The organism is Bacillus sp. FSL P2-0099 (assembly GCF_038007445.1).
Classification (GTDB): Bacteria; Bacillota; Bacilli; order Bacillales; family Bacillaceae_G; genus Bacillus_A; species Bacillus_A mycoides.
On the sequence record NZ_JBBOXE010000001.1, the window covers coordinates 3,534,812 to 3,556,252 of the forward strand.

Below are 21,441 nucleotides of genomic sequence, written 5' to 3' on the forward strand. Positions count from 1 at the left end.
ATCTACAATGAATCTTAACAAAAGCTTTTTATTTGATTTTCTGTGATACCTTCAATTAATCCCAGCTCACTAATCAAAAATTCATGTGCGTTATCTAACATTTTCTTTTCGCTTGCATTAAGTGCTTTTTCTTTCTGCATACGTAATAAATCACGTACAACTTCAGCACCTTCTTGTATTTTACCCGTTTTTATTTTATCAGTGTTCAATTTATACCTTTGTTTCCACGTAAGTAATCTATCTGATTCCCCATGCTGAAAAATATCTATTATGTTTGTTAATGCCTTTATATCTGTAACTGGTCGTATATTTGAACTCAATATTTTCCCCATAGGAATCATTACTTCCATATTACTAGCCGACATTTTTATAACATAATACTGTCTTTTTTCTCCTGAGATTTCCTTTTCTTCTATGGCTTTAATTATACCTGCTCCGTGCATTGGATAAACGATGTTATCGCCAATTTGAAACAAATAATCCACCTCCATATATGGTAACCTTCTCAATCTTAACACACATTTATTTTTTTAGCAAAATTTTTATAATATCACAAAATTATTTTCTATGTCAATTTATTTACACATAAAAATTCAAGCTGTACAGAAACACTAAAAAACCCGCGATTTTGTTACATTTCCACACCCATTTTCTCCAATTTTATATACCTTGTAAAACAAAAAAACACATCACTACATATAAATAGCGATGTATTTTTATATAATGACAAAAACGGTTGCTTCAAAACTTCACACACGATCTTTCGCTTATATACTAACCTGTTTACTAATCGTTTCTCGCGCTAAAAGAAAACTCATAATCACTTGCGCAGCTACTCTACTCGTCATATCCCTAAAATCAAGAGTTGGATCAATTTCTACTATATCCATCCCTTGAACGAGTGGCTCTTTACCAAGGAATTCAATTGCATCAAGTAAAGTTGTACTATCCATCCCACCAGGGCCAATTGCTGGACAGCCTGGCGCAAACGCTTGGTCTAGTACGTCCATATCAAGAGAAATATAAATAGAAGTCACATCTTGTTTTCTTAATACTTCAATACTTTCTGAAATAAGATCTTTTATTTTTCGCTCTCTTACATCTTTCATTGTATACACTGTCAGGCCATGCTCTTTTGCATATTCATGGTACGCTCGTGCATTTGAAAAATTACGAATCCCAATTTGAACGAGTTGTTTTCCTGTAATCACATCATTTTCTAGCAAACTACGGAACGGTGTACCATTTGATGGACCACCATCATCTAAATTACGTAAATCATGATGGGCATCAAATTGAATAATGCCGACCTTCCCTTTACTATTTGCAAAACCAGTTATACTCGGAAAACTAATTGAGTGGTCACCACCAAGAACGATTGGTATCATTTTCGGATTTACTTTCGTCAAGTGACCAACTGTTTTCGCAATTCGGTTATGACTCTCTTTTATATCTGTCACATGCATCGTAATATCACCACAATCATGAAGAACACTTTCTTTCATATCGTGTTCTTCTGTAATTGCGTACGTGCTATATGCATCCAACATTGAACGAATTGTTTTTGGTGCAAAACATGCTCCTGAATGACTAATAGATGGTTTAGAAAGGGGTGCTCCAATTAAGGCAGCACCGAATATTTCTACGCCTTCCTCCCAATCTTTAATCATTTCGCTCCATTTCGTCACTTCCCGATCGATAAACTTTGCATTTTTCTTTAAATAGTGGCCGTGCTCCACGATTGTTCACCTCTTGTATATGCGATATTCCCATTCTTCCATACTGTATTTACATGACTTACGCCGTAATGGTACGGTACGTAAGCGTAATTATAAGCATCCCATAAAACTAAATCCGCCTTACGACCAACTCTAATTTTCCCAGCTACATCGCCTCGATTAATGGCATAAGATGAGTTCACTGTTACCGCATTCCAAACTTCTTCTGGTGTCATTTTCAGTTTCAGCATCGCAATGCTCATAATAAGCTGAATGTTTTCAGTTGGACAGCTACCTGGGTTAAAATCTGTAGCTAAAGCAACTGCAACACCTTCATCAATCATTTTGCGGCCGCGTGCGAAGCTTTCTTTATTTAAATAGAAAGTTGTTCCTGGTAATAAAGTTGCTACTGTATTAGAATTCGCAAGCATTTCAATTCCTTTATCAGAAGCGCCAACTAAATGGTCCGCTGATGCTGCACCAATTTCAGCCGCTGCTTCCGCACCACCAAGAGGGTCGATTTCATCTGCATGAATTTTCACATCAAAGCCAAGCTCTTTCGCTTTTAATAAAAATTCTTTTGATTCTTCTACAGAGAACACACCTGTTTCACAGAAAATATCAACGAACTCAGCTAATTGCTTTTCTTTCATTTCTGGTAATAGATCTAGCATCCATTGTAAAAATTCTTTCGATCTTCCTTTATACTCTTTCGGAACTGCATGAGCACCTAAAAATGTTGAAACTAAATCAATTGGATGCTCTTTTTGTAATTGTGCAGTTGCCTCTAATTGTTTCCATTCTGTCTCATCATCCAATCCGTAACCACTCTTCGCTTCTACAGTTGTAACTCCGAAAGATAGCATACGGTCTAAATGGAATTTAGCTTTTTGAACAAGTTCTTCTTTCGACGCTTGTTTCGTTGCATTTACAGTTGAAAGAATACCTCCACCTTGTTCTAAAATTTCCAAGTACGGAACTCCTTGTAGTTTTAGCGCGATTTCATTTTCACGAGATCCACCAAATACAAGATGAGTATGCGGATCAACAAGACCAGGAGACACCATTTTCCCGCCGCAATCAATAACCTCTTTCGCTTGTAATCCTTTAGCTTCTTCCGCTGTTCCAACAAAAGTAATTACACCATTTTCAATTCCAACCGCACCATTTTCAATAACAGGAAGCGTATTCATCGCTTCCCGTCTTAACAAGCCATCTTCTTGATCCATTGTTAGTAATTGACCGATATTTATTAGTAAAGTGTCCAGCATGTTTCTGCCTCCTTATTTCATCATTGGGATGTTAACGCCTTTTTCTTTCGCAGTTTGAACCGCTAAGTCATAGCCAGCATCAACGTGACGAACAACACCCATACCAGGGTCAGAAGTTAATACGCGTTCAATACGTTTTGCCGCTGCTTCTGTTCCATCTGCAACGATAACCATTCCAGCGTGAAGTGAATAACCCATACCAACGCCACCACCGTGATGAACAGACACCCAGCTTGCACCGTTTACACTGTTAATTAATGCATTTAAAATTGGCCAGTCTGCTACTGCATCACTACCGTCTTTCATAGATTCTGTTTCACGGTTTGGAGATGCTACTGATCCACAATCTAAATGGTCACGGCCGATAACGATCGGTGCTGATAATTCACCATTAGCCACCATTTCATTAATAATGCGGCCAAATTTCGCACGCTCGCCATAACCAAGCCAACAAATACGTGATGGAAGACCTTGGAACTCAACTTGCTGACGTGCCATACGAATCCAATTACATAAATGCTCATTATCCGCGAACTCGCGTAAAATAACTTCGTCTGTTTTATAAATATCTTCTGGATCACCAGAAAGTGCTACCCAGCGGAATGGTCCTTTTCCTTCACAGAATAATGGACGGATAAATGCTGGAACGAATCCCGGGAAATCGAAAGCATTTTTTAATCCTTCATCGAAAGCAACTTGGCGAATGTTATTTCCGTAATCAAATGTAATCGCGCCTTTTTCTTGCATTGCAAGCATTGCTTCTACATGTTTTTTCATACTTTCTTTTGATAATTGTACGTAACGTTCTGGATCTTCTTCACGAAGCTTCGCTGCTTCTTCTACTGTGTAACCTACTGGAATATAACCGTTTAATGGATCATGGGCAGAAGTTTGATCCGTAACTAAGTCAGGGATAATATTACGGTTTACTAACTCAGGTAAAATTTCTGCTGCATTACCTAATAATCCAATTGAAATAGGCTCTTTCTTCTCTTTATATTCGTTTGCAATAGCCAATGCTTCTTCTAATGATTCTGTATACTTATCACAATATCTCTTTTCAATACGACGATCGATACTACGCTTATCTACATCAATAGCAATTACAACACCGCCGTTCATCGTTACAGCAAGCGGTTGTGCGCCACCCATGCCACCTAAACCAGCAGTAATCGTTACAGTACCTTTTAATGAACCATCGAAATGTTGACGTGCCGCTTCACCAAATGTTTCATATGTTCCTTGTAAAATCCCTTGTGTCCCAATGTAAATCCAGCTACCCGCTGTCATTTGTCCGTACATCATAAGACCTTTTTTCTCTAATTCACGGAAGTGATCCCAGTTCGCCCACTTCGGTACTAAGTTTGAGTTCGCTAAAAGAACGCGAGGCGCATCTTCATGTGATTTAAAAATTGCAACTGGTTTTCCTGATTGAACAAGTAACGTTTCATCGTTTTCTAACGTTTTTAATGAATCAACAATTGCATGGTAGCTTTCCCAGTTACGAGCTGCACGGCCAATTCCGCCGTATACAACTAATTCTTCTGGTTTTTCAGCTACTTCAGGGTCTAAATTGTTCATTAACATTCGAAGTGCAGCTTCTTGAACCCATCCTTTCGTTTGTAACTCAGTACCTCTTGCCGCACGAATTGTTTGTTGTACTTTTTCCATTTCAATCTCTCCCTTTTCTCGTTTTATAGTGCTGCATTTACATCCAATCTTTCCTTTATTGAATAATTCGTTTTTAACCAATGCGCGATATTTTCAATATCCGTTGAGAATATACGGTCATTTGTAATAGATGGCACTTGCTGACGACCTTGATGATAGAACGTTTTTGTAACTGTACTCATGTTTTCAATTCCGCGATATTCTGCTGCTTGCATCGCACAGATCATCTCAATTGCAAGAACGCGTCTTGCATTTTGAATAATTTGATGCGCATGACGTGAAGCGATTGTTCCCATACTTACGTGATCTTCTTGGTTAGCTGAAGACGGAATTGAATCTACACTCGCTGGATGAGCTAACGTTTTATTTTCTGAAACGAGTGAAGCCGCTGCATATTGCATAATCATGGCACCTGATTGAAGTCCTGGTTCTGGACTTAAAAATGGTGGTAAGTCATTTAATTGCGGATTTACTAGGCGTTCAATACGGCGCTCTGAAATATTTGCAAGCTCCGCCATCCCTACTTTTAAGAAGTCCATTGCAAATGCAATTGGTTGTCCGTGGAAATTACCACCAGAGATTACTTTTTCACCGCCATCAAAAATAAGTGGATTATCTGTTGCTGCATTCATTTCAATTTCTAATTTTTCTTTCACATAATTTAAAACTTGCCAAGAAGCACCGTGAACTTGCGGGATACAACGAAGTGAATATGCATCTTGTACACGAAGTTCTCCTTGTTTTGTCACAAGTTTACTATCATGAAGAATATCACGAATTCTGCTTGCCACTTCGACTTGCTCTTTATAACCACGCGCTTTATGAACATTTTCATCGAATGCATCAATAATGCCGCGTAATCCTTCCATTGTCATCGATGCAATTAATTCTGATTGATAAGCACTTGCTTCAGCTTCTATATAAGAAAGAACCCCTTGCGCTGTCATTGCCTGCGTACCATTGATTAACGCAAGACCTTCTTTTGCTTCAAGTTCAATAGGTTCAAGTCCTTCTTCTGTAAGAGCAACCATCGCATGAACTCGTTTTCCTTTGTAGAACACTTCACCTTCACCTAATAAAACGAGAGCAAGATGAGATAAAGGTGCTAAATCGCCACTCGCACCAAGTGATCCTTGTTGCGGAACGACTGGATGAATTTTACGATTTACAAACTCAAGAAGCATGTTTACAACAAGTGGTCTAACACCCGATACTCCTTTTAACATCGTATTAGCTCGTAAAATCAACATACCGCGTGATACTTCTTCAGGGAATGGATCGCCTATTCCGCACGCATGTGACTGAATTAAGTTGTGCTGAAGTGCTTTTACATCATCTTTTTGAATAAGCACATCACTAAACTTTCCAAATCCAGTTGTAATACCGTAAACGACTTTTCCGTCCTCTACGATTTTCTCAACTACTTCGCGGCACTCTGCTACCTGTTGCATACTATTTGGACAAGCTGTTACACCTTCACCTTCAAGTAACAACCTCTTCATTTCTTCAACTGTCAATGTGTGTCCTGTTAACGTAATCATTCTTTTTCCTCCTTATAAAGGCAAAAGGGGACCTTATCTTTTTAAGACAGACTCCTGTCCTAAAAAATAAGGCCCCCTTCTAACTAATAGACTATGGGCAAATCATATGTGATTAATTCCTAAACCAATCGCCTCATGCTCAGATCCTTTTACAGGTGCACCAATCGTTCCATAAAGCGCAACAGCAACCCATTCGCCTTCTTTTTTTCCGTCGTATGGTGTACCGCGCACAATCGCAAAGCGAAGTCCTACTGTACGAAGAACGTCTGCTAACTGAATTTGACCTCTCGTCACTCCGTACAAAGCTTCCATAATTGCATGATAAAGTGCATGTGTTTCTCTGTAAACATCTGTTTCAATAACTCGGTTGCTCTTAGCCGCTGTTTCCATTGCTGCTACTACTTTTTGCGAATTCATAGAACCAACTTTCCCAGTACAATATTTCCAACCTTTCGGAATAGATAATACGGGACTTTCATTCTCATCCGCAAGTGCCAACAGCATAGCCATACGACCAATTCGATGTGTTCCTTGAAGAAGCATGTGACTCTCTCATTTCTTTTGAATTATTTGAATATTACTTAATTTAAGAATATATGAAAACGGTTAAATCGTCAATAGTTTAAAATATTATTCAAGCAATTTTTTATCCCTCTCATACTTGTACTTGTGTACACAATTTATTTACAGATTTTTTTCAGACGTGCTATAGTTTCACTAACATGTAAAAAGACAATAAAGTTATTTAATTTTAAAACCTAAAACAAGCATAACCCCGTTCTAAATTTAAGACGGGGTTAAAATATAGTTGTTTAATTTGCTATATATGATACTTCACTGTACTCAAAAATATAACCATAAAGTCGTTTAAAAATCTAAAGTTTCTTCAAAAATAGCGCCCTTTAGCTGACTAAACGAATTATATAATCTCCATTGAAAAATAAAATCAAGTCGCCAAGTGCACCAATACAAAAAAACATAAAATAATAACTTGCAATTGTGATTTCTTTGTTAAACAGCTCTTTAAATGCCTGAATAAACAACTTATCAAACTTAAACCAACTTAATATCCAACCTGTTAAAAGAAAAATTATAATCATCATTTCTTTTTTCTTACCCCCTCTTAAATTTACATTTTCATACTCAACAAAATGGCCCGATTGTTGAATAACATGACTGGCGTTTTTTAAACAACTTTATTATGTTTTAAACGACTTTATTATAAATTAAACAACTTTATTATCTCTGTACATAACAGATGCAAAGGGGCGAGATTTCAGTGGCGAAGCGAAAGGATATTCATTTTCGAATTGAAGAAAAATTACTTGTAAGGTTTGAATCGGCACTCCATTACGAAAGTCTAAATAAAACAGACGTATTAACACATGCGATCCAGCAATTTTGCATAAAGGTGGAATGTGAAAAAATGAATGATGTAAAACGCCAATACAACGTTAGTAACTATTTACAAACACGTATCGATACGCATACATATTTCGAAGAGAAACGAGTGCATGTAGATGAAGTCGTCATTGAACATTTACAACTCCAAGGGGAAGAAAAAATATTAGAGGTCGGGTGCGCTAATGGAAAATTCCTTTCCCTTTTGCAAAACAATGGTCATAAAGGCCAGTTAACCGGCTTTGATCAATCGAAAACCATGATTTCTGAAGCCGCTATAACGAATAATACGATTGAATGGAAACTCGGTGACGCTAGTAAACTTCCTTTCGAAGCTAATTGTTATGACTGGGTAATCGCAAGACATATGTTATACCATATGAAAGATGTCGAGAAAACAATTCAAGGATTCCATAAAGTAATTCGTCCCGGCGGCGCCCTTTTAGCTACAACAAATTCTAAAGTTTCATTGCCTCGTATAGTTGAAATGTGCAACAAAATGTTAGTCGCATTTGATTTACCGAAAACATCACCAGCAGTCGCTCCATTTTGTTTAGAAAATGGTAAAGATCTATTACAATCTGTTTTTCCAATTGTTGAAGAAACAATTATTCATAATGCACTTGTTTTTCATCATTCCACTCCAATCGTTAACTATATTTCTAGCATGTTTCCGTCGCTGAATATACCTGATAATATGTCCCTTCACACCGAAATGAAGGAATGGCTAAAAGAAGAAATAGAAAATGAATTAACAATTCATGACGGTATATGGAGCGATCCGAAAACGTTAGTGATTTATCAATGTAAAAAAAGCTAGCATTTGCTAGCTTTTACACGTTTTCTGGTAAGAGCTTCTCCATCATCATATTGCCCTTGCCACTATAAAAATTTATATTATGTTCATTCGCTACCCCAAAATAAGAGGCAATCGCTATTCCAAATGGTACAAATGCATGTCCTTGTGCTGTAATAATATTTTTTTCATAGCCTTTTCTCCCTTAGCCACCCTATAAAATATGCCTCTAATTCGTCCACTGATAATATATTAGTGTCCACATAAGTTACGGGAAATTGTTTATACCATTCTTTTTCAACTTCTACTAATCTAAATTGTTCCTCAAATGTACTTCGATTTCTTGCCCTATCATTATTTTTTCTATCATACAAATTCTCTTTCGAAACATCTAAATAAAAAATTGCATCTGAACGACATTCTCTTAATTTATACAATTCATCTTTTAATTCTGTTTCTATACCCCACTCTTTCCCTATCACTTTCGGATAAAAGAGTGTATAAAATTCAATATCTTCTGGCCCACGATCAAAAATCACGACTGAACTTTTCACATTTTGAAACTCTTTTATTTTTGCTTCAATAAACATTTTTTGATTTGTACTAAACCCCTCTTTTGTACACATATCCAAATTTAATTTTTTTCGCTTTTCTACAATTGGATAAGGATTTTCATATATAACTGAAAGCCCACATCGCTCTAAGCTTTTGGCCAATGTTGTTTTTCCACTTGCCATCGGTCCTTGAAGTGAAATTACGTATACCATCCCTCTCATTCCCTTTTCTTATAATACATTGATAATATACAGAATTTTGAAAACTATCAACATAATATATAGCATCTTGTTTCTTATTCTTATGTAACTTATAATAAAAAATAGAGATTATGACGGACGCATCAATAATGTAAGCTTGGAAATCCAAGCTTACATTATTTTTTGCTTTCCCTTTTCTTATAAAAAGAGTATACTAAATTAGAACGTATGTTCTTAATAATTACATACAGTAAGGAGATAGAACAATGGTATACGACACAAAAGCAATTTCTTGGAATGCATCTTTAAAACAACTTCAACGCCGCTATACAAACAAACAAGTTGACCGAAAAGAATTTGAAGATATTGAACTAATGGAATTCTTCCGCGATAACGACTACATTTCTTTACCTACACATATAAGCGGCCTATCAACAGCGCGTTTTACTTCTTACTCTATTTTCACAACTGAAGATAAAGATCGTAAAGTTGGCACACTTATTATTGAGTACGTTGAAGACGATAATAATAATTTATGTGTTGAACAACTATACTTCGTTTAAACTATAACGCTTGGTCAAACTGACCAAGCGTTCTTGCTTTCTATGAATCTCACTGTTTATAATATGAATAAAAGAAAACCGCAATCATTAAGGGGGGATACACTTGCTCGAAGGATGGTTCAGTTGGTTTATTGTATTATGGACTGTTATTTTATTAGGACTTATGTCTATCGGTGGATACTTTATGTTCAGAAAATTTTTAAAACGATTACCGAAAGAAGACGGTATGTCCATTTTAGATTGGGAAGAGCACTATATTAATAAAACGAGACATTTATGGGATGATGAACAAAAACAATTATTAGAAGAACTAGTAAGTCCCGTTCCTGAACTATTTCGTGATGTTGCCACGTCAAAGATTGCCGGTAAAATTGGTGAACTTGCAATAAAGGAAAACGCTTCAAAAATTACACAAGATTTAATTATACAAGGATATATCGTTGCCACACCGAAGCGCGACCATAAATTTTTAATTAAGAAACTTCAAGAAAAAAAGATTGATTATTCAAATTACAAATCTTTACTTGCAAAATAATCTTCATTTTTTATTTCCCTATTTTCGACAAGTTACGTTTTATACGTCGTGGTTGGGACAGAAGGTGCTAACAATACCAATAAAAAATACAGCGTCAAAGACGCTGTATTTTTTATTTTATACATGTACAATTTTCACGTTAACTTCATATCTTTTTCGTTATAAAAACCGTCTTCTTTTTCCATTTCCTTCTGTAATTTCGTAAAGGAACGGTACATTGCAATTCTCCATGAAACGATCATTGCAAACGCAAGCAAGAAGAACATGCCACTAAGTTGTCCTAAATCAAGAGATTGGCTTAAGTATGTTTTAAATACAATCCGCACGACAAGTAATCCAATTAGTATAAAAACAAATGCTTTTGAACGCTTCAAATAAATCTCTTGTCCTCTAATTTCAAATTTAGATGTTTTAATAAGAAAAATAGAGAAAAACAAACCGACGCCAATTGCTTCTAACATTTCTGCTGGAGTTAATCGAAATTCAGGAAAAACAAACATCAACGCTCCCGTGCTCATAAAAAATGGGGGAAGTATAATTTTTTTCAATGTTGCAGGTTTCTTAGCTGCTTTTAAACGAATAAACATCGCACCGACAGCCATACAAACAGCAACGATACTTGATAACAGAACTATGTTCATATTTTCTCATCCTTTTTTGTGGCTATATGCAAAATATAATTTTATTATATGCTTTTCCGTTAGTATTTCCAACATTTTCACAGAATAATACTAAAAACCGGTAAAACCACCAAATAAACTTGAGAAATATACGATAATTTTCGTCATCCAGTTAAAATATAGGAAGATACCCATGACAATCATAACGTATCCTCCAATCTTCATGAATTTCATACTATTTCTTTTAATCCAAGACATTTTCGTAATAAAGAATGAAAGTACGAAAAACGGGATAGCAAATCCAAGTATGTAAGCAATCATATAAATCATTGCCGATTCTGGATTTGTTGCAGCTAATCCAATTACAGACACTAATATAGGTCCAGTACAAGGTGTCCATCCAGCAGCAAAAGCCAATCCAATTAAAACTGAACCAAAATAACCACTCGGACGATTTTTAAACGTAAATTTACGGTCTTGCATTAAAAACTTCGGTTTAAACACACCGACAATAATAAGACCAAACACGATGATAAATATACCGCCTAACTGTCTAATTAAATCTTTATAATTTGTAAAGATGCCTCCAATAAAACTTGTACCAAATCCAATTGCAATAAAAATAATTGAAAAACCAAGTAAGAAAAACGCTGTATGTATCATACTTCTTTTGCGAAGCATTGCATTTTCTTCTTTCAATTCAGAAACCGACATACCTGTTATGTATGATAAAAATGCCGGATAAAGCGGTAAGCAACATGGGGATATAAATGATAAGAACCCAGCTCCAAACGCTAAAAAAATACTAATATCTTGCATTATTCCACTCCTCTCCTCTTCAATATTGTAGCAAAAACAATTGAAAATACTATGGACATTTCATGAATTCACTTTTCCAACATGACAATAAGAAAAACTACCCTTTCACACATTTTCTAATAAAACGTTTTCATTCCCTTCTATTATATAGAAAAATCTCAATTGAATTATGAAACTCTTTCTAATTGTTACTAACATAACAAAGGTTCCACAGTTTCTCAAATGATTAGCACATTACAATTGACTTCACACCTATTGGCCTTAAAATTTTTTTTCAAATGCTGTCTTTATACAACATAAAGCTGATTTTACAATACTTTAATTATTATTAATTTCAAGATTATGCATAAATATCATACTTTTATTATTATTCTATAAAATTTTGCACTTTTCTTTCATTTGACCCTTCATTTTTAATTTTGTATACTTCCCTCTAGTTATATATGTCCGTTACGGAACAATTTCATATAGATGGGAGGAATTTTTCATGCTTCGTTATTCTCTTTTAGTTTTATTAGGAGCGTGTAGTTATGGGGTTTTAGCTATTTTTGTTAAACTTGCATATGCAGAAGGGTTTTCACTTGGAGAGGTAATTGGTAGCCAGTATTTGTTCGGTTGGATTATTTTACTTGCTATTACACTTCTATTTTCTAGACATCGTGTTCCACTAAAACAAATGTTAATTTTATTCGTCGCAGGAACGTCTGCAAGTTTTACTGGAATTTTTTATTACGCTTCTTTAAAAACTGTACCAGCTTCTATTGCAATTATACTTTTATTCCAGTTCGTTTGGGTTGGAATTATCATTGAAGCAGTCGCAACAAAAACATTACCTTCAAGAGAAAAAGTTATTTCAGTAATCTTCTTACTTGCAGGTACATTTTTATCAAGTGGGTTATTAGAAACATCAGCTGGTGATTTCGATACGACTGGAATCATTTTAGGCTTATTATCTGCTATTACATTTGCAACATACATTTTCGTAAGCGGGAAAGTTGCCGTTGAAGTACCTTCTTTACCACGTGGTGTCCTTTTAATGGCTGGCGCTTTAACTTTAGTCATGATCGTATTCCCGCCAACATTTATTTTTAACGGGGCGATCTCTCAAGGCCTTTGGAAATACGGCTTAGGATTAGGAATATTTAGTATCGTTATTCCGTCCATTGCCTTTACAATTGGCATTCCAAAAATCGGTTCTGGATTAGCAACTATTCTTGGTGCAGCAGAACTACCAGTTACAACTATTATGTCTGTATTCGTTTTAAAAGAAGCTGTACTATCTTCACAATGGTTCGGTGTATCACTTATTTTAATCGGTATCGCAATCCCGCAAATTGCATACGCAATGCGTGGGCGTTATCGAAAACAGCATACTCATAAAAAAGTTGCAGCATAAAACGAGAGAGGATTTTCATTTGAGAATCCTCTCTTTTATTATTGTATAATTAATACAAATACTTCACTTAAGAAAGAGGGCATAATAAGTGACATCTATTCCTGATCAATTAACAGAAAAACTTATTTCCATTCGTCGGCATTTACATGAAAATCCAGAACTATCATACGAAGAATTTGAAACGACAAAAGCGATAAAAAATTGGTTAGACGAGGCCAATATCACTATTATTGATTCCAATTTAGAAACAGGAGTTATCGCTGAAATTTCTGGTAATAAAAACGGACCGGTTGTAGCGCTTCGTGCTGATATCGATGCCCTTCCTATCCAGGAAGAAACTGACCTTCCATACACTTCAAAAATACAAGGTAAAATGCATGCTTGTGGGCATGATTTTCATACAGCTGCTGTATTGGGTGCGGCTTACTTATTAAAAGAAAAAGAAGCTTCTCTTAATGGAATTGTCCGCCTTATATTCCAGCCAGCCGAAGAAAGTAGTAATGGTGCTTGCAAAGTTATTGAAGCTGGGCATTTACGTGGCGTGCAAGCTATTTTCGGTATGCATAATAAACCTGATTTACCAGTAGGTACAATCGGTATTAAAGATGGGCCACTAATGGCCGGAGTTGATCGATTTGAAATTGAAATCCATGGTGTTGGTACACATGCAGCTGTGCCTGATGCCGGCGTCGATCCTATCGTTGCATCATCTCAAATCGTTATGGCACTTCAAACGATTGTAAGCCGAAATATTAGTTCTTCTCATAACGCTGTCGTAAGTGTAACAAACATTCATTCAGGGAATACGTGGAACGTTATTCCCGAAAAAGCAATATTAGAAGGAACTGTCCGTACATTCCAAGCTGAAACACGTGAAAAGATTCCGGCATTAATGAAACGTATCATTAATGGCGTTTCTGATGCATTAGGTGTAAAAACAGAATTCCGATTTTATCCAGGTCCTCCTGCTGTTCAAAACGATAAAGTACTCACTGATTTTTCTATTCATATTGCAGAGAAAATGAATCTAAACGTTACCTCTCCTACACCATCAATGGCAGGAGAAGACTTTTCTTTTTACCAACAAGAAATACCAGGTTCATTCGTCTTTATGGGAACAAGTGGTACACATGAATGGCATCATCCAGCTTTTACAGTAGATGAAAAAGCATTGCCTATTAGCGCAGAGTATTTCGCCCTATTAGCCGAAGAAGCTATTCATCAATTATTACAAACAAAAAGCCGTTAAGTTACCCTTAACGGCTTTTGCTTATGCTGTTAAATCTCGTTTTATAAATACAGTATAGGAAACCCCTAAAAATACAGCTAAGTATAGAAGAAGCATACAAGAAGCAAATGGGAATGTTACTCCATCAATAAAGCTTCCACCCTTTAAAAGCCCATATAAATCTGTATTCGCTGGTAATAAATATTTCGCCCATTCATATCTTGCTGCCGGAATTAGCGCTATTCCCCCTGATAATGCAAGAAATAAAGAAATCCCGATTGCACCTCCGCTCGATCTCGTTAAAACGGAAATCATAAAGGCAAATGCAGCATACACAAGAGTTGGTAACCAAGATAAAATATAATATTTACTTGCTTCTACGAAAATATTTTGTTTTATTATATTTCCATTTTGAACGACAAATTCAGCCCAAGCTGGTTGTTGGAATTTATAAATAATCAACCCGCATAATACGGAAAAAATCATATTAAATATAAATAATAATGCCGCAAATATAACGATTGCCAAAAACTTAGATGTTAAAATTTTAAATCGGCTCGCTGGACGAATTGTTAAAAATTTATATGTTCCCCAGCTATATTCATTCGCAAAAATCGTACTCGCATATACGAGAATAAACGGAAGTAAAATTGGAAATACGATAAAACCTGTATCTCTCATAAATGAAAGCGGAGAACTACTTGCTGGCGCTGTATTCGTATCTAAATGCTTCATTTTAAGCTGGTATTCCTTTACAAGCTCGTCTCCTGACTTTTCTGTTAAAATATCCTCTTTTTTCATGCCGAGCTTTTTCTCAATTTCTACAGTGCGTTCTGTATAATCCGCTTTCCACCCTTTTGTTTCTGGCTCTAAATATTTTACCGTAACCCATCCTAATCCAATAATTAATACCGCAATAACTGCAAAAGGAATAATCGTTCGCTTTCGCTTAAATATTTTATACAGCTCGTTATAAACTAAATTAAACAATATCTTTTCCTCCTGTTAATTCTAAAAACTGCTCTTCTAGCGTTTTTCTTTCTTCATATACACGATAAACTTGAATGTTTTTCTCCATCAATGTACGAAGAATATTTGGAACTTCTTCATCTTTCACGTTTATAATTAATTCGTTTTCTTTTACTAAAACATCGTATTCTAAAACCTCTGCCGCTTTATTCGCATCATCTACACGTATATGTATTTCTTCTGTTTCTTCCTTTTTATCACTTTGAATATTTTGTGTTGCGACATATTCTCCATGCTGAATAATAATAACCCTGTCACACATTAATTCAACTTCTGAGAGTAAGTGACTAGAAACAAGAACAGCTTTTCCTTGTTCATGCGCAATTTTCTTTATGTACATCCGCATTTCATGTATACCACTAGGATCTAATCCGTTCGTCGGTTCGTCTAGTATTAATACATCTGGATTATGTATAAGCGCCTGAGCAATTCCTAAACGCTGTCTCATACCGAGTGAATATGCTTTTACTTTACGGTCAATTACTTGTCCCATTCCTAACAATTGCACTACTTCATCGATACGCTCTTCAGTCACATTTCCATTCATTCGTCCGAAATATGTTAAATTTTCATAGCCGCTTAAGAAAGGATAAAATTCTGGTGTCTCAATTACAGCACCAATTTTCGCAGCAGTTTTTTCAAATTGCTGTTTTACAGATTGACCATCAATCCATACTTCTCCTTCTGTCATACGAATCATTCCGACCATCATTCGCATTAATGTCGTTTTTCCAGCACCATTTGGTCCTAATAAGCCAACTACTTCACCTTTTTTCACTTCAAAACTAATATTTTCTACTAACGTCTTTGAACCAATTCGCTTTGTTAATCGATCAACTTTTACGATCGCTTGCTCATTTATCATTCCATACAACCTTTCTTCTTAACTCTTTTTTTCAGTTCTTCCCACTGTATCATGATTAATAACATGTGTAAAATGAAGAAAAACCCATGATTTCTCATGCCTTTCTCCTCGTTTCATATGACTTTTCACCCTTTAACCTTTGTGTAAACCTACAACATTGCCACATTGATATTATAATGACAGTTATCATAACAACTGCTGTTATCACTACCGCATACATCGTAATCGGTGCATTGGTTATCCCTTGGATTCCTACTGCTTTCATAAAAATAATAATAAATAATTTCAAAAATAACATACCATGAATTAATCCGAAAACAAAAGCTCCTCCGTAAGTTAATAATTGCTCCTGACATAATAAACATAACATTTCTTTTCTTGTCATCTTCACTACTTCATACGATTTAAACTCCTCTCTTCTTACCCGTAAAAGAGAGGTTGTCATTTTATATGTAACGAAAATACACACAAAAACTATAAATAGAAACATAGCATAAAACCACTTTACAAATATAGGTGTATATTCCGCTTTACTTATTACAGCTTCATTGAATCGGAATGATATCATAAAAAAACAAATCATTGTATTCATAGCAATCCACATAAATTGTTTTAACCTTTGGGCAGCAAATGTTTGTATATTTTTTCTCGCTAACCGAAATAAAGACATAATTTCCCCCTACCTTGCTTCATAACATACGCATTCTATACTACTAGTGTATAAAAATATGACATTTTAAACATCGCACTTCAATCGGAATCTTTACTAAGCCTTTAGTCCTAGAAACCACGCATATTGATCTCCTTAGCATTGAATAAAAAAACAAAAAACGGAAATGCACTTTAGTTACATTTCCGTTTTTGTTTAACGAGGTGAATCTTTATATAACTTAATTATCATGACTATCCTGTAACTTCATCAACTATTCAGCCTTCGCATCTTCCACTTCAATCCTTTTTTTCTCTCTTGCAATTTTCAAAAACTCTAACAACTCTGGATTGTTATTCATTTTTTTATAAGCCACTGACATTTCTGCAACAAAATTAGAATCACATAACTCTTTATATACAACTTCTGTTCTATACAATTTATTTGCGGATACAGGTATTACCGTAATTCCAATACCTGCCGCTACAAGCCCCATAACAGTTTGATACTCCGTTGCTTCTTGTACAATGTGCGGACTAAAACCTACATCACGGCAAAGCGATAAAATTGTATCATATAACGCTGGCCATACTGGTCTCGTAATAAATACGAACGGTTCATCCCTTAAATCTTCGATATGTATTTCGTCCTTTTCAGCAAGAGGATGTGCCTTCGGTAAACATAACGTACATGAAAGTTTTTGAATTGGTTCTAACTCAAGTAATTGCGTTGGAATTGGCGGACGTAAAAATCCAATATCAATTCGATTATCATGAAGTGCATGCACCTGATCCGGTGTGGACAATTCATGTAATGCTACAGACACTCTCGGAAATTTCTTTCTATACTCTCTGACGATTGACGGTAAAATATCATATATCGCCGCACCTACAAAACCAATTGAAAGTGATCCAACTTCTCCCCTTTGAGCACTTTGTGCAACTTCTACTGCTTTTTCAATTTGTTCAAACGCTTTTTTCACTTCTTTTAAAAACATTTCTCCTGCTTCTGTTAATTCAACCTTTCTCTTCGTTCTTGAAAATAACATAACTCCCATTTCTTTTTCTAATTGCTGAATTTGTTGACTAAGCGGTGGTTGTGTCATTTGTAAACGAGCAGCTGCTCGTCCAAAGTGTAATTCCTCTGCCACTACAACAAAATATTGCAAATGCCGTAATTCCATTTTGGACACCCTTTTCACTTTCGATTAATACATCTAATATATTAATAACATATAATTTATATATTAGACAAATATTTCGAATGAACGTATAGTAGAAATTGTGAATTCTTTTTTACAATTTTTATGTAAAAAACAAAGAGGTGGTTACTGTATGAAATGGTGGAAGTTAAGCGGACAAATTTTATTATTATTTTGTTTCGCTTGGACAGGTGAATGGATTGCAAAACAGGCACACCTCCCAGTTCCAGGAAGTATAATCGGTATTTTTTTATTGTTAATCTCATTAAAATTTAATATAGTGAAAAAAGAATGGATACAAGACGGTGCAGACTTTTTATTAAAAGAACTTATTTTATTTTTCATCCCTTCTGCAGTCGCTGTCATTCGTTACAAAGATACATTATCACAGTATGGAATCGATCTCATTTTAATTATCGTGATTAGTACACTTTGTGTCACTCTCGTAACAGGACTTTTAACAGAATTGCTATTAAAGCGGAAAGGATCAACACAATGATCGGCTTTCTTTGTTTACTATTAACACTATTCGCATATTGGGTATCTAAAAAAATGTATCAACGCTGGAATTGGAGTTTGCTTTCTCCTCTTCTTGTATGCCCAATCATTTTAATCGCTTTATTACTTGGATTAGATACACCATACGAAACCTACGAATCTGGTAGTCATTGGCTAACAGAATTATTAAAACCTGCAACAGTTGCTTTCGCATGGCCAATCTATAAATATTTTGATCTATTAAAAAAACATGGCACTGCTATTTTAATTAATGTCATTGTCGGTTCTTTTCTATCTGTTATTACTTCCGCACTACTAGCTAATTTTTTTCAAATTGACTCTACAATAGAACAAAGTTTAGCACCGCACATTGTAACAACACCTATTGCAATGGCTATTTCAGAAATGATTGGCGGCATGTCACAATTAACAGCAGTTTTCGTTGTATTAACTGCCTTAACTGGAGCATTACTCGGTCCTACACTCATACGCATATGCCGTATTAAAACAGCGCTCGCAAAAGGTATAATGCTAGGTACTAGCGCGAATGGAACCGGAACATCAAAAGCATTTGAAATCGGCCCTGTAGAAGGTACAATTGCAAGTTTATCAATGCTTTTAACAGCTGGAGCTAGTTTAGTTATCGTTCCACTTTTCTTATCGTGGATACACTAAAAAAGCAAGTATCTACACACTTGCTTTTTTATTTATATATCGGTATATTAGCTCGTAATCCTCCGGAAAAGCTAACGATAATTTTCCAACTTCATGTATCCCTTTCCAATCAATCTCATGTATTAACTCATCCGGATCTTGGATTTTCATATTACCGCCTATTTTTTTAACAAAGTAATAATGAACATACACCGGAATCCCGTATGTAATACCTTCTTTTTCGTATATTTTATTTACAACCTCCACATTGTAGCCTGTTTCCTCCCAAACTTCCCTGATACAACATTCTTCTAGTGTTTCTCCCTTTTCAAGTCCTCCACTTGGGACAGACCACCTTTTTTCTTCCCCTTCTTTTCCTTGCAATACCATTAAAATTTCATTTCTTTCATTCATACAAATAGCTGCCGTACCTATCCATCTCTCCATATACATCCCTCCCCTACTAAAATTCACCTTCTTTTTTATTTCCCCTTTGAAAAAAAGAGGAAATAAGTAAAAAGATGCCGAAAGTTTACATCAACTTCATGAGCAGTCCCTTCTTAGAAATTCAAACCGGAAGGATGAAATTATGATTTCTAAATATGTTGTGGAATGTGTTTTTTGTGAAGAAAACCGAAAACCTCGGCAATCCATTGTCACAGTGCCTGCTACTTCTCAGCTACTAGCCATTCAAAAAGTACGAGCTGAATGTAAACGTCGCTTCGGAAAAACTTTATTATTGCAAACAGAAATTAAAGAAGACTTACTCATTGAACAAAAAGAAAGCTGACCATAAATTGGCCAGCTTTCTTATCCGATCATATTTTCACATGAAGATTAGGGGCATCCTCTTTAAGGATCGGGATTTACCCATTATGTTCGTTCCATAATGGTCATCGAACAATATATTTCTATACAATAAACTATTGAATAGAATAGGGCAAAACTTGTTCGCATTTTTAGAAAAGGGATAGGGATATAATTCAAGTAATACTTCGAATACTCGAACTTTATACTCATTATATTAAAGCAAATCCTTTTATATGAGAAATATGAATTACTTACATAATTCATTCGTAAAATATATTAATAGATTTCTATATATTCTCTTTAATCTACTAACAACATACATCCAGCTAATATTGGTGTCATAATCATCGAAAATCTTAGAAGCATGCGAGGTGCATAATTTGTAAACTTAGCTCCTATATATGCTCCTAACATTGTCCCGATTAAAACTTGTACTAATAATACATAATCTAAATACCCTTCCGAACTATATCCAAACCCACCTCCAATTGCGATTGGTAATATAACGAGCATTGTCGTCCCTACAGATTGACGGATTGTTAAACCTAATAGAACCATTAATCCGAGTTGGATAAAAGGTGCTGAGCCAATACCAAATGCACCTGCTAAAATTCCAGTCACCAATCCGAGGAATATACATTTAATCACGTTATCTTTCGAAAGTTCTTTATGCCCTTTTAAAGACGACTGTGATCTTTTTTGAAACATAATCAACCGAATAAACATAAAAATTGCCGATAAAAATAACATACCAGCTGTAAACCAATGCAACAGATGTGCTGGTATTAACGAACCAAACTTTGAACCAATAAAGGAACCAATCGCGCCAAATCCCCCAACAACTCCGCCTATTACAAGCACAACATTCCCTTCTCGGTAATGACTTACTACTCCAGATAATGTCGTAAATGCCATCGCAGTTAAAGATGTTGCAAGAGCAACATGAATAGGGATATGGAATACTAGAGTGAGTATCGCGATGATAAATCCTGCTCCCCCTGCTCCGACAAATCCTAATAAAACTCCCATTAATAACATTGTTATAATAATTGCCACATAATTCCCCTCCAATATCCCAATTATCTATCATATACACACTTCCATACAAACAAAAAGCACCCTAAGCGGATGCTCTGACTACTTTTCTTTATTGATAATATGTACTTAATCTTGATTAATTAAAATAACAGCTGGACCAGAAACAACTACTCCGGCCACTTCTATCTTTTCAAATTCCATCACTGTAATAGATATAACCCCTTCTCTTTCCATCAATTCCTTACTCAGGACTTCAGTCGGTATTGATTTCACCGTCCTACCTCCTTTTCATTTTATACGAAATTACAAAAAACTACCCAATGCATCTAAATATATGCATCACCTCCGCTTTCATTCCTTATTCCAGTCAAAATTCACATCAC

At 35.5% G+C, this 21,441-nt stretch carries 25 protein-coding genes and 1 pseudogene; 8 read left to right on the top strand and 18 right to left on the bottom strand.

Going from position 1 to position 21,441, the window contains the following annotated elements; all coding sequences use genetic code 11:
• Window positions 1-14: 14 nt before the first annotated feature.
• The 7 genes from MKY90_RS18195 to MKY90_RS18225 form a co-directional block, all read right to left on the bottom strand.
• Window positions 15-476 carry a CarD family transcriptional regulator gene (locus tag MKY90_RS18195; RefSeq protein ID WP_170935206.1) on the bottom strand — a complete coding sequence of 154 codons (462 nt, stop codon included), beginning with the start codon at window positions 474-476 and terminating at the stop codon, window positions 15-17.
• 291 nt (window positions 477-767) lie between these two features.
• Entirely contained in the window at window positions 768-1,739 is a 972-nt protein-coding gene (gene hutG, locus MKY90_RS18200; RefSeq protein WP_098167681.1) for a formimidoylglutamase, read from the bottom strand.
• Complete coding sequence (hutI, locus tag MKY90_RS18205) at window positions 1,718-2,989, bottom strand: imidazolonepropionase (RefSeq protein ID WP_000887529.1); 1,272 nt, start codon at window positions 2,987-2,989, stop codon at window positions 1,718-1,720. The genes hutG and hutI overlap by 22 nt, the downstream gene beginning before the upstream one ends.
• 12 nt (window positions 2,990-3,001) lie before the next feature.
• Complete coding sequence (gene hutU / locus MKY90_RS18210) at window positions 3,002-4,660, bottom strand: urocanate hydratase (protein ID WP_002033512.1); 1,659 nt, start codon at window positions 4,658-4,660, stop codon at window positions 3,002-3,004.
• A gap of 23 nt (window positions 4,661-4,683) precedes the next feature.
• Window positions 4,684-6,201: a histidine ammonia-lyase gene (gene hutH, locus MKY90_RS18215; protein ID WP_063219752.1), complete on the bottom strand. Its 1,518-nt coding sequence runs from the start codon at window positions 6,199-6,201 to the stop codon at window positions 4,684-4,686.
• Between the two features lie 102 nt (window positions 6,202-6,303).
• Window positions 6,304-6,744, bottom strand: coding sequence for a hut operon transcriptional regulator HutP (hutP, locus tag MKY90_RS18220; protein ID WP_000926519.1), 441 nt, complete (start codon window positions 6,742-6,744; stop codon window positions 6,304-6,306).
• A 359-nt stretch (window positions 6,745-7,103) separates the two neighbouring features.
• Window positions 7,104-7,304 carry a hypothetical protein gene (locus MKY90_RS18225; RefSeq protein ID WP_078185589.1) on the bottom strand — a complete coding sequence of 67 codons (201 nt, stop codon included), beginning with the start codon at window positions 7,302-7,304 and terminating at the stop codon, window positions 7,104-7,106.
• 176 nt (window positions 7,305-7,480) lie between these two features.
• Between MKY90_RS18225 and MKY90_RS18230 the strand changes: the two genes are divergently transcribed.
• Window positions 7,481-8,422, top strand: a complete 942-nt coding sequence (locus MKY90_RS18230; protein WP_063219754.1) for a class I SAM-dependent methyltransferase — start codon at window positions 7,481-7,483, stop codon at window positions 8,420-8,422.
• Window positions 8,423-8,435: 13 nt separating this feature from the next.
• Here the strand turns inward: MKY90_RS18230 and MKY90_RS30450 are convergent.
• Together MKY90_RS30450 and MKY90_RS18235 are read right to left on the bottom strand one after the other, a co-directional pair.
• Window positions 8,436-8,582 (bottom strand): annotated as a pseudogene (locus tag MKY90_RS30450) (DJ-1/PfpI family protein); the annotation flags it as partial.
• 4 nt (window positions 8,583-8,586) lie between these two features.
• Window positions 8,587-9,165, bottom strand: a complete 579-nt coding sequence (locus MKY90_RS18235) for an AAA family ATPase (protein WP_063219755.1) — start codon at window positions 9,163-9,165, stop codon at window positions 8,587-8,589.
• A gap of 254 nt (window positions 9,166-9,419) precedes the next feature.
• On the opposite strand from MKY90_RS18235, the gene MKY90_RS18240 reads away from it, so the two are divergent.
• The gene (locus tag MKY90_RS18240) at window positions 9,420-9,716 is read left to right on the top strand and encodes a hypothetical protein (RefSeq protein ID WP_000262392.1); all 297 of its coding nucleotides are present in this window, start codon (window positions 9,420-9,422) and stop codon (window positions 9,714-9,716) included.
• Window positions 9,717-9,819: 103 nt separating this feature from the next.
• On the top strand, window positions 9,820-10,251 hold the full coding sequence (locus MKY90_RS18245) for a DUF2621 domain-containing protein (RefSeq protein ID WP_016092107.1): 432 nt from the start codon (window positions 9,820-9,822) through the stop codon (window positions 10,249-10,251).
• A gap of 134 nt (window positions 10,252-10,385) precedes the next feature.
• On the opposite strand, the gene MKY90_RS18250 is transcribed toward MKY90_RS18245, so the two are convergent.
• Together MKY90_RS18250 and ccdA are read right to left on the bottom strand one after the other, a co-directional pair.
• A complete protein-coding gene (locus MKY90_RS18250) occupies window positions 10,386-10,892 on the bottom strand; it encodes a CcdC family protein (protein ID WP_002014224.1) in 507 nt (168 codons plus the stop codon).
• Window positions 10,893-10,982: 90 nt separating this feature from the next.
• Window positions 10,983-11,690, bottom strand: coding sequence for a cytochrome c-type biogenesis protein CcdA (ccdA, locus tag MKY90_RS18255; protein WP_001152684.1), 708 nt, complete (start codon window positions 11,688-11,690; stop codon window positions 10,983-10,985).
• 487 nt (window positions 11,691-12,177) lie between these two features.
• Between ccdA and MKY90_RS18260 the strand changes: the two genes are divergently transcribed.
• Both MKY90_RS18260 and MKY90_RS18265 read left to right on the top strand, forming a co-directional pair.
• The gene (locus tag MKY90_RS18260; protein ID WP_002128551.1) at window positions 12,178-13,086 is read left to right on the top strand and encodes an EamA family transporter; all 909 of its coding nucleotides are present in this window, start codon (window positions 12,178-12,180) and stop codon (window positions 13,084-13,086) included.
• 88 nt (window positions 13,087-13,174) lie between these two features.
• Complete coding sequence (locus MKY90_RS18265) at window positions 13,175-14,335, top strand: M20 peptidase aminoacylase family protein (protein ID WP_063219756.1); 1,161 nt, start codon at window positions 13,175-13,177, stop codon at window positions 14,333-14,335.
• A gap of 21 nt (window positions 14,336-14,356) precedes the next feature.
• Here MKY90_RS18265 and MKY90_RS18270 read toward each other — a convergent pair whose 3' ends face one another.
• The 4 genes from MKY90_RS18270 to alsR all read right to left on the bottom strand — a co-directional run bounded on the left by MKY90_RS18270 (window position 14,357) and on the right by alsR (window position 18,040).
• Window positions 14,357-15,304 (bottom strand): ABC transporter permease, encoded by a 948-nt coding sequence (locus tag MKY90_RS18270; RefSeq protein WP_002128553.1) that lies wholly within the window; start codon window positions 15,302-15,304, stop codon window positions 14,357-14,359.
• Window positions 15,297-16,208, bottom strand: coding sequence for an ABC transporter ATP-binding protein (locus tag MKY90_RS18275; protein WP_002014392.1), 912 nt, complete (start codon window positions 16,206-16,208; stop codon window positions 15,297-15,299). The genes MKY90_RS18270 and MKY90_RS18275 overlap by 8 nt, the downstream gene beginning before the upstream one ends.
• A gap of 94 nt (window positions 16,209-16,302) precedes the next feature.
• Window positions 16,303-16,878, bottom strand: coding sequence for an FtsX-like permease family protein (locus tag MKY90_RS18280; protein WP_063219757.1), 576 nt, complete (start codon window positions 16,876-16,878; stop codon window positions 16,303-16,305).
• Between the two features lie 253 nt (window positions 16,879-17,131).
• Window positions 17,132-18,040: an acetoin biosynthesis transcriptional regulator AlsR gene (gene alsR, locus MKY90_RS18285; protein WP_002128558.1), complete on the bottom strand. Its 909-nt coding sequence runs from the start codon at window positions 18,038-18,040 to the stop codon at window positions 17,132-17,134.
• A 151-nt stretch (window positions 18,041-18,191) separates the two neighbouring features.
• Between alsR and MKY90_RS18290 the strand changes: the two genes are divergently transcribed.
• Window positions 18,192-18,557, top strand: coding sequence for a CidA/LrgA family holin-like protein (locus MKY90_RS18290; protein ID WP_000872360.1), 366 nt, complete (start codon window positions 18,192-18,194; stop codon window positions 18,555-18,557).
• Window positions 18,554-19,231: an LrgB family protein gene (locus MKY90_RS18295; protein WP_063219759.1), complete on the top strand. Its 678-nt coding sequence runs from the start codon at window positions 18,554-18,556 to the stop codon at window positions 19,229-19,231. Before MKY90_RS18290 ends, MKY90_RS18295 begins: the two co-directional genes overlap by 4 nt.
• A 12-nt stretch (window positions 19,232-19,243) precedes the next feature.
• Here MKY90_RS18295 and MKY90_RS18300 read toward each other — a convergent pair whose 3' ends face one another.
• On the bottom strand, window positions 19,244-19,657 hold the full coding sequence (locus tag MKY90_RS18300) for an NUDIX hydrolase (RefSeq protein WP_002142750.1): 414 nt from the start codon (window positions 19,655-19,657) through the stop codon (window positions 19,244-19,246).
• Window positions 19,658-19,799: 142 nt separating this feature from the next.
• Here MKY90_RS18300 and MKY90_RS18305 point away from each other — a divergent pair, with 142 nt between their 5' ends.
• Entirely contained in the window at window positions 19,800-20,000 is a 201-nt protein-coding gene (locus MKY90_RS18305; RefSeq protein ID WP_002167816.1) for a DUF3903 domain-containing protein, read from the top strand.
• 320 nt (window positions 20,001-20,320) lie between these two features.
• Here MKY90_RS18305 and MKY90_RS18310 read toward each other — a convergent pair whose 3' ends face one another.
• Window positions 20,321-21,076 carry a sulfite exporter TauE/SafE family protein gene (locus MKY90_RS18310; protein WP_002137766.1) on the bottom strand — a complete coding sequence of 252 codons (756 nt, stop codon included), beginning with the start codon at window positions 21,074-21,076 and terminating at the stop codon, window positions 20,321-20,323.
• A gap of 108 nt (window positions 21,077-21,184) precedes the next feature.
• Window positions 21,185-21,331 (bottom strand): BC1881 family protein, encoded by a 147-nt coding sequence (locus MKY90_RS18315; protein ID WP_002014405.1) that lies wholly within the window; start codon window positions 21,329-21,331, stop codon window positions 21,185-21,187.
• Window positions 21,332-21,441 lie beyond the last annotated feature (110 nt).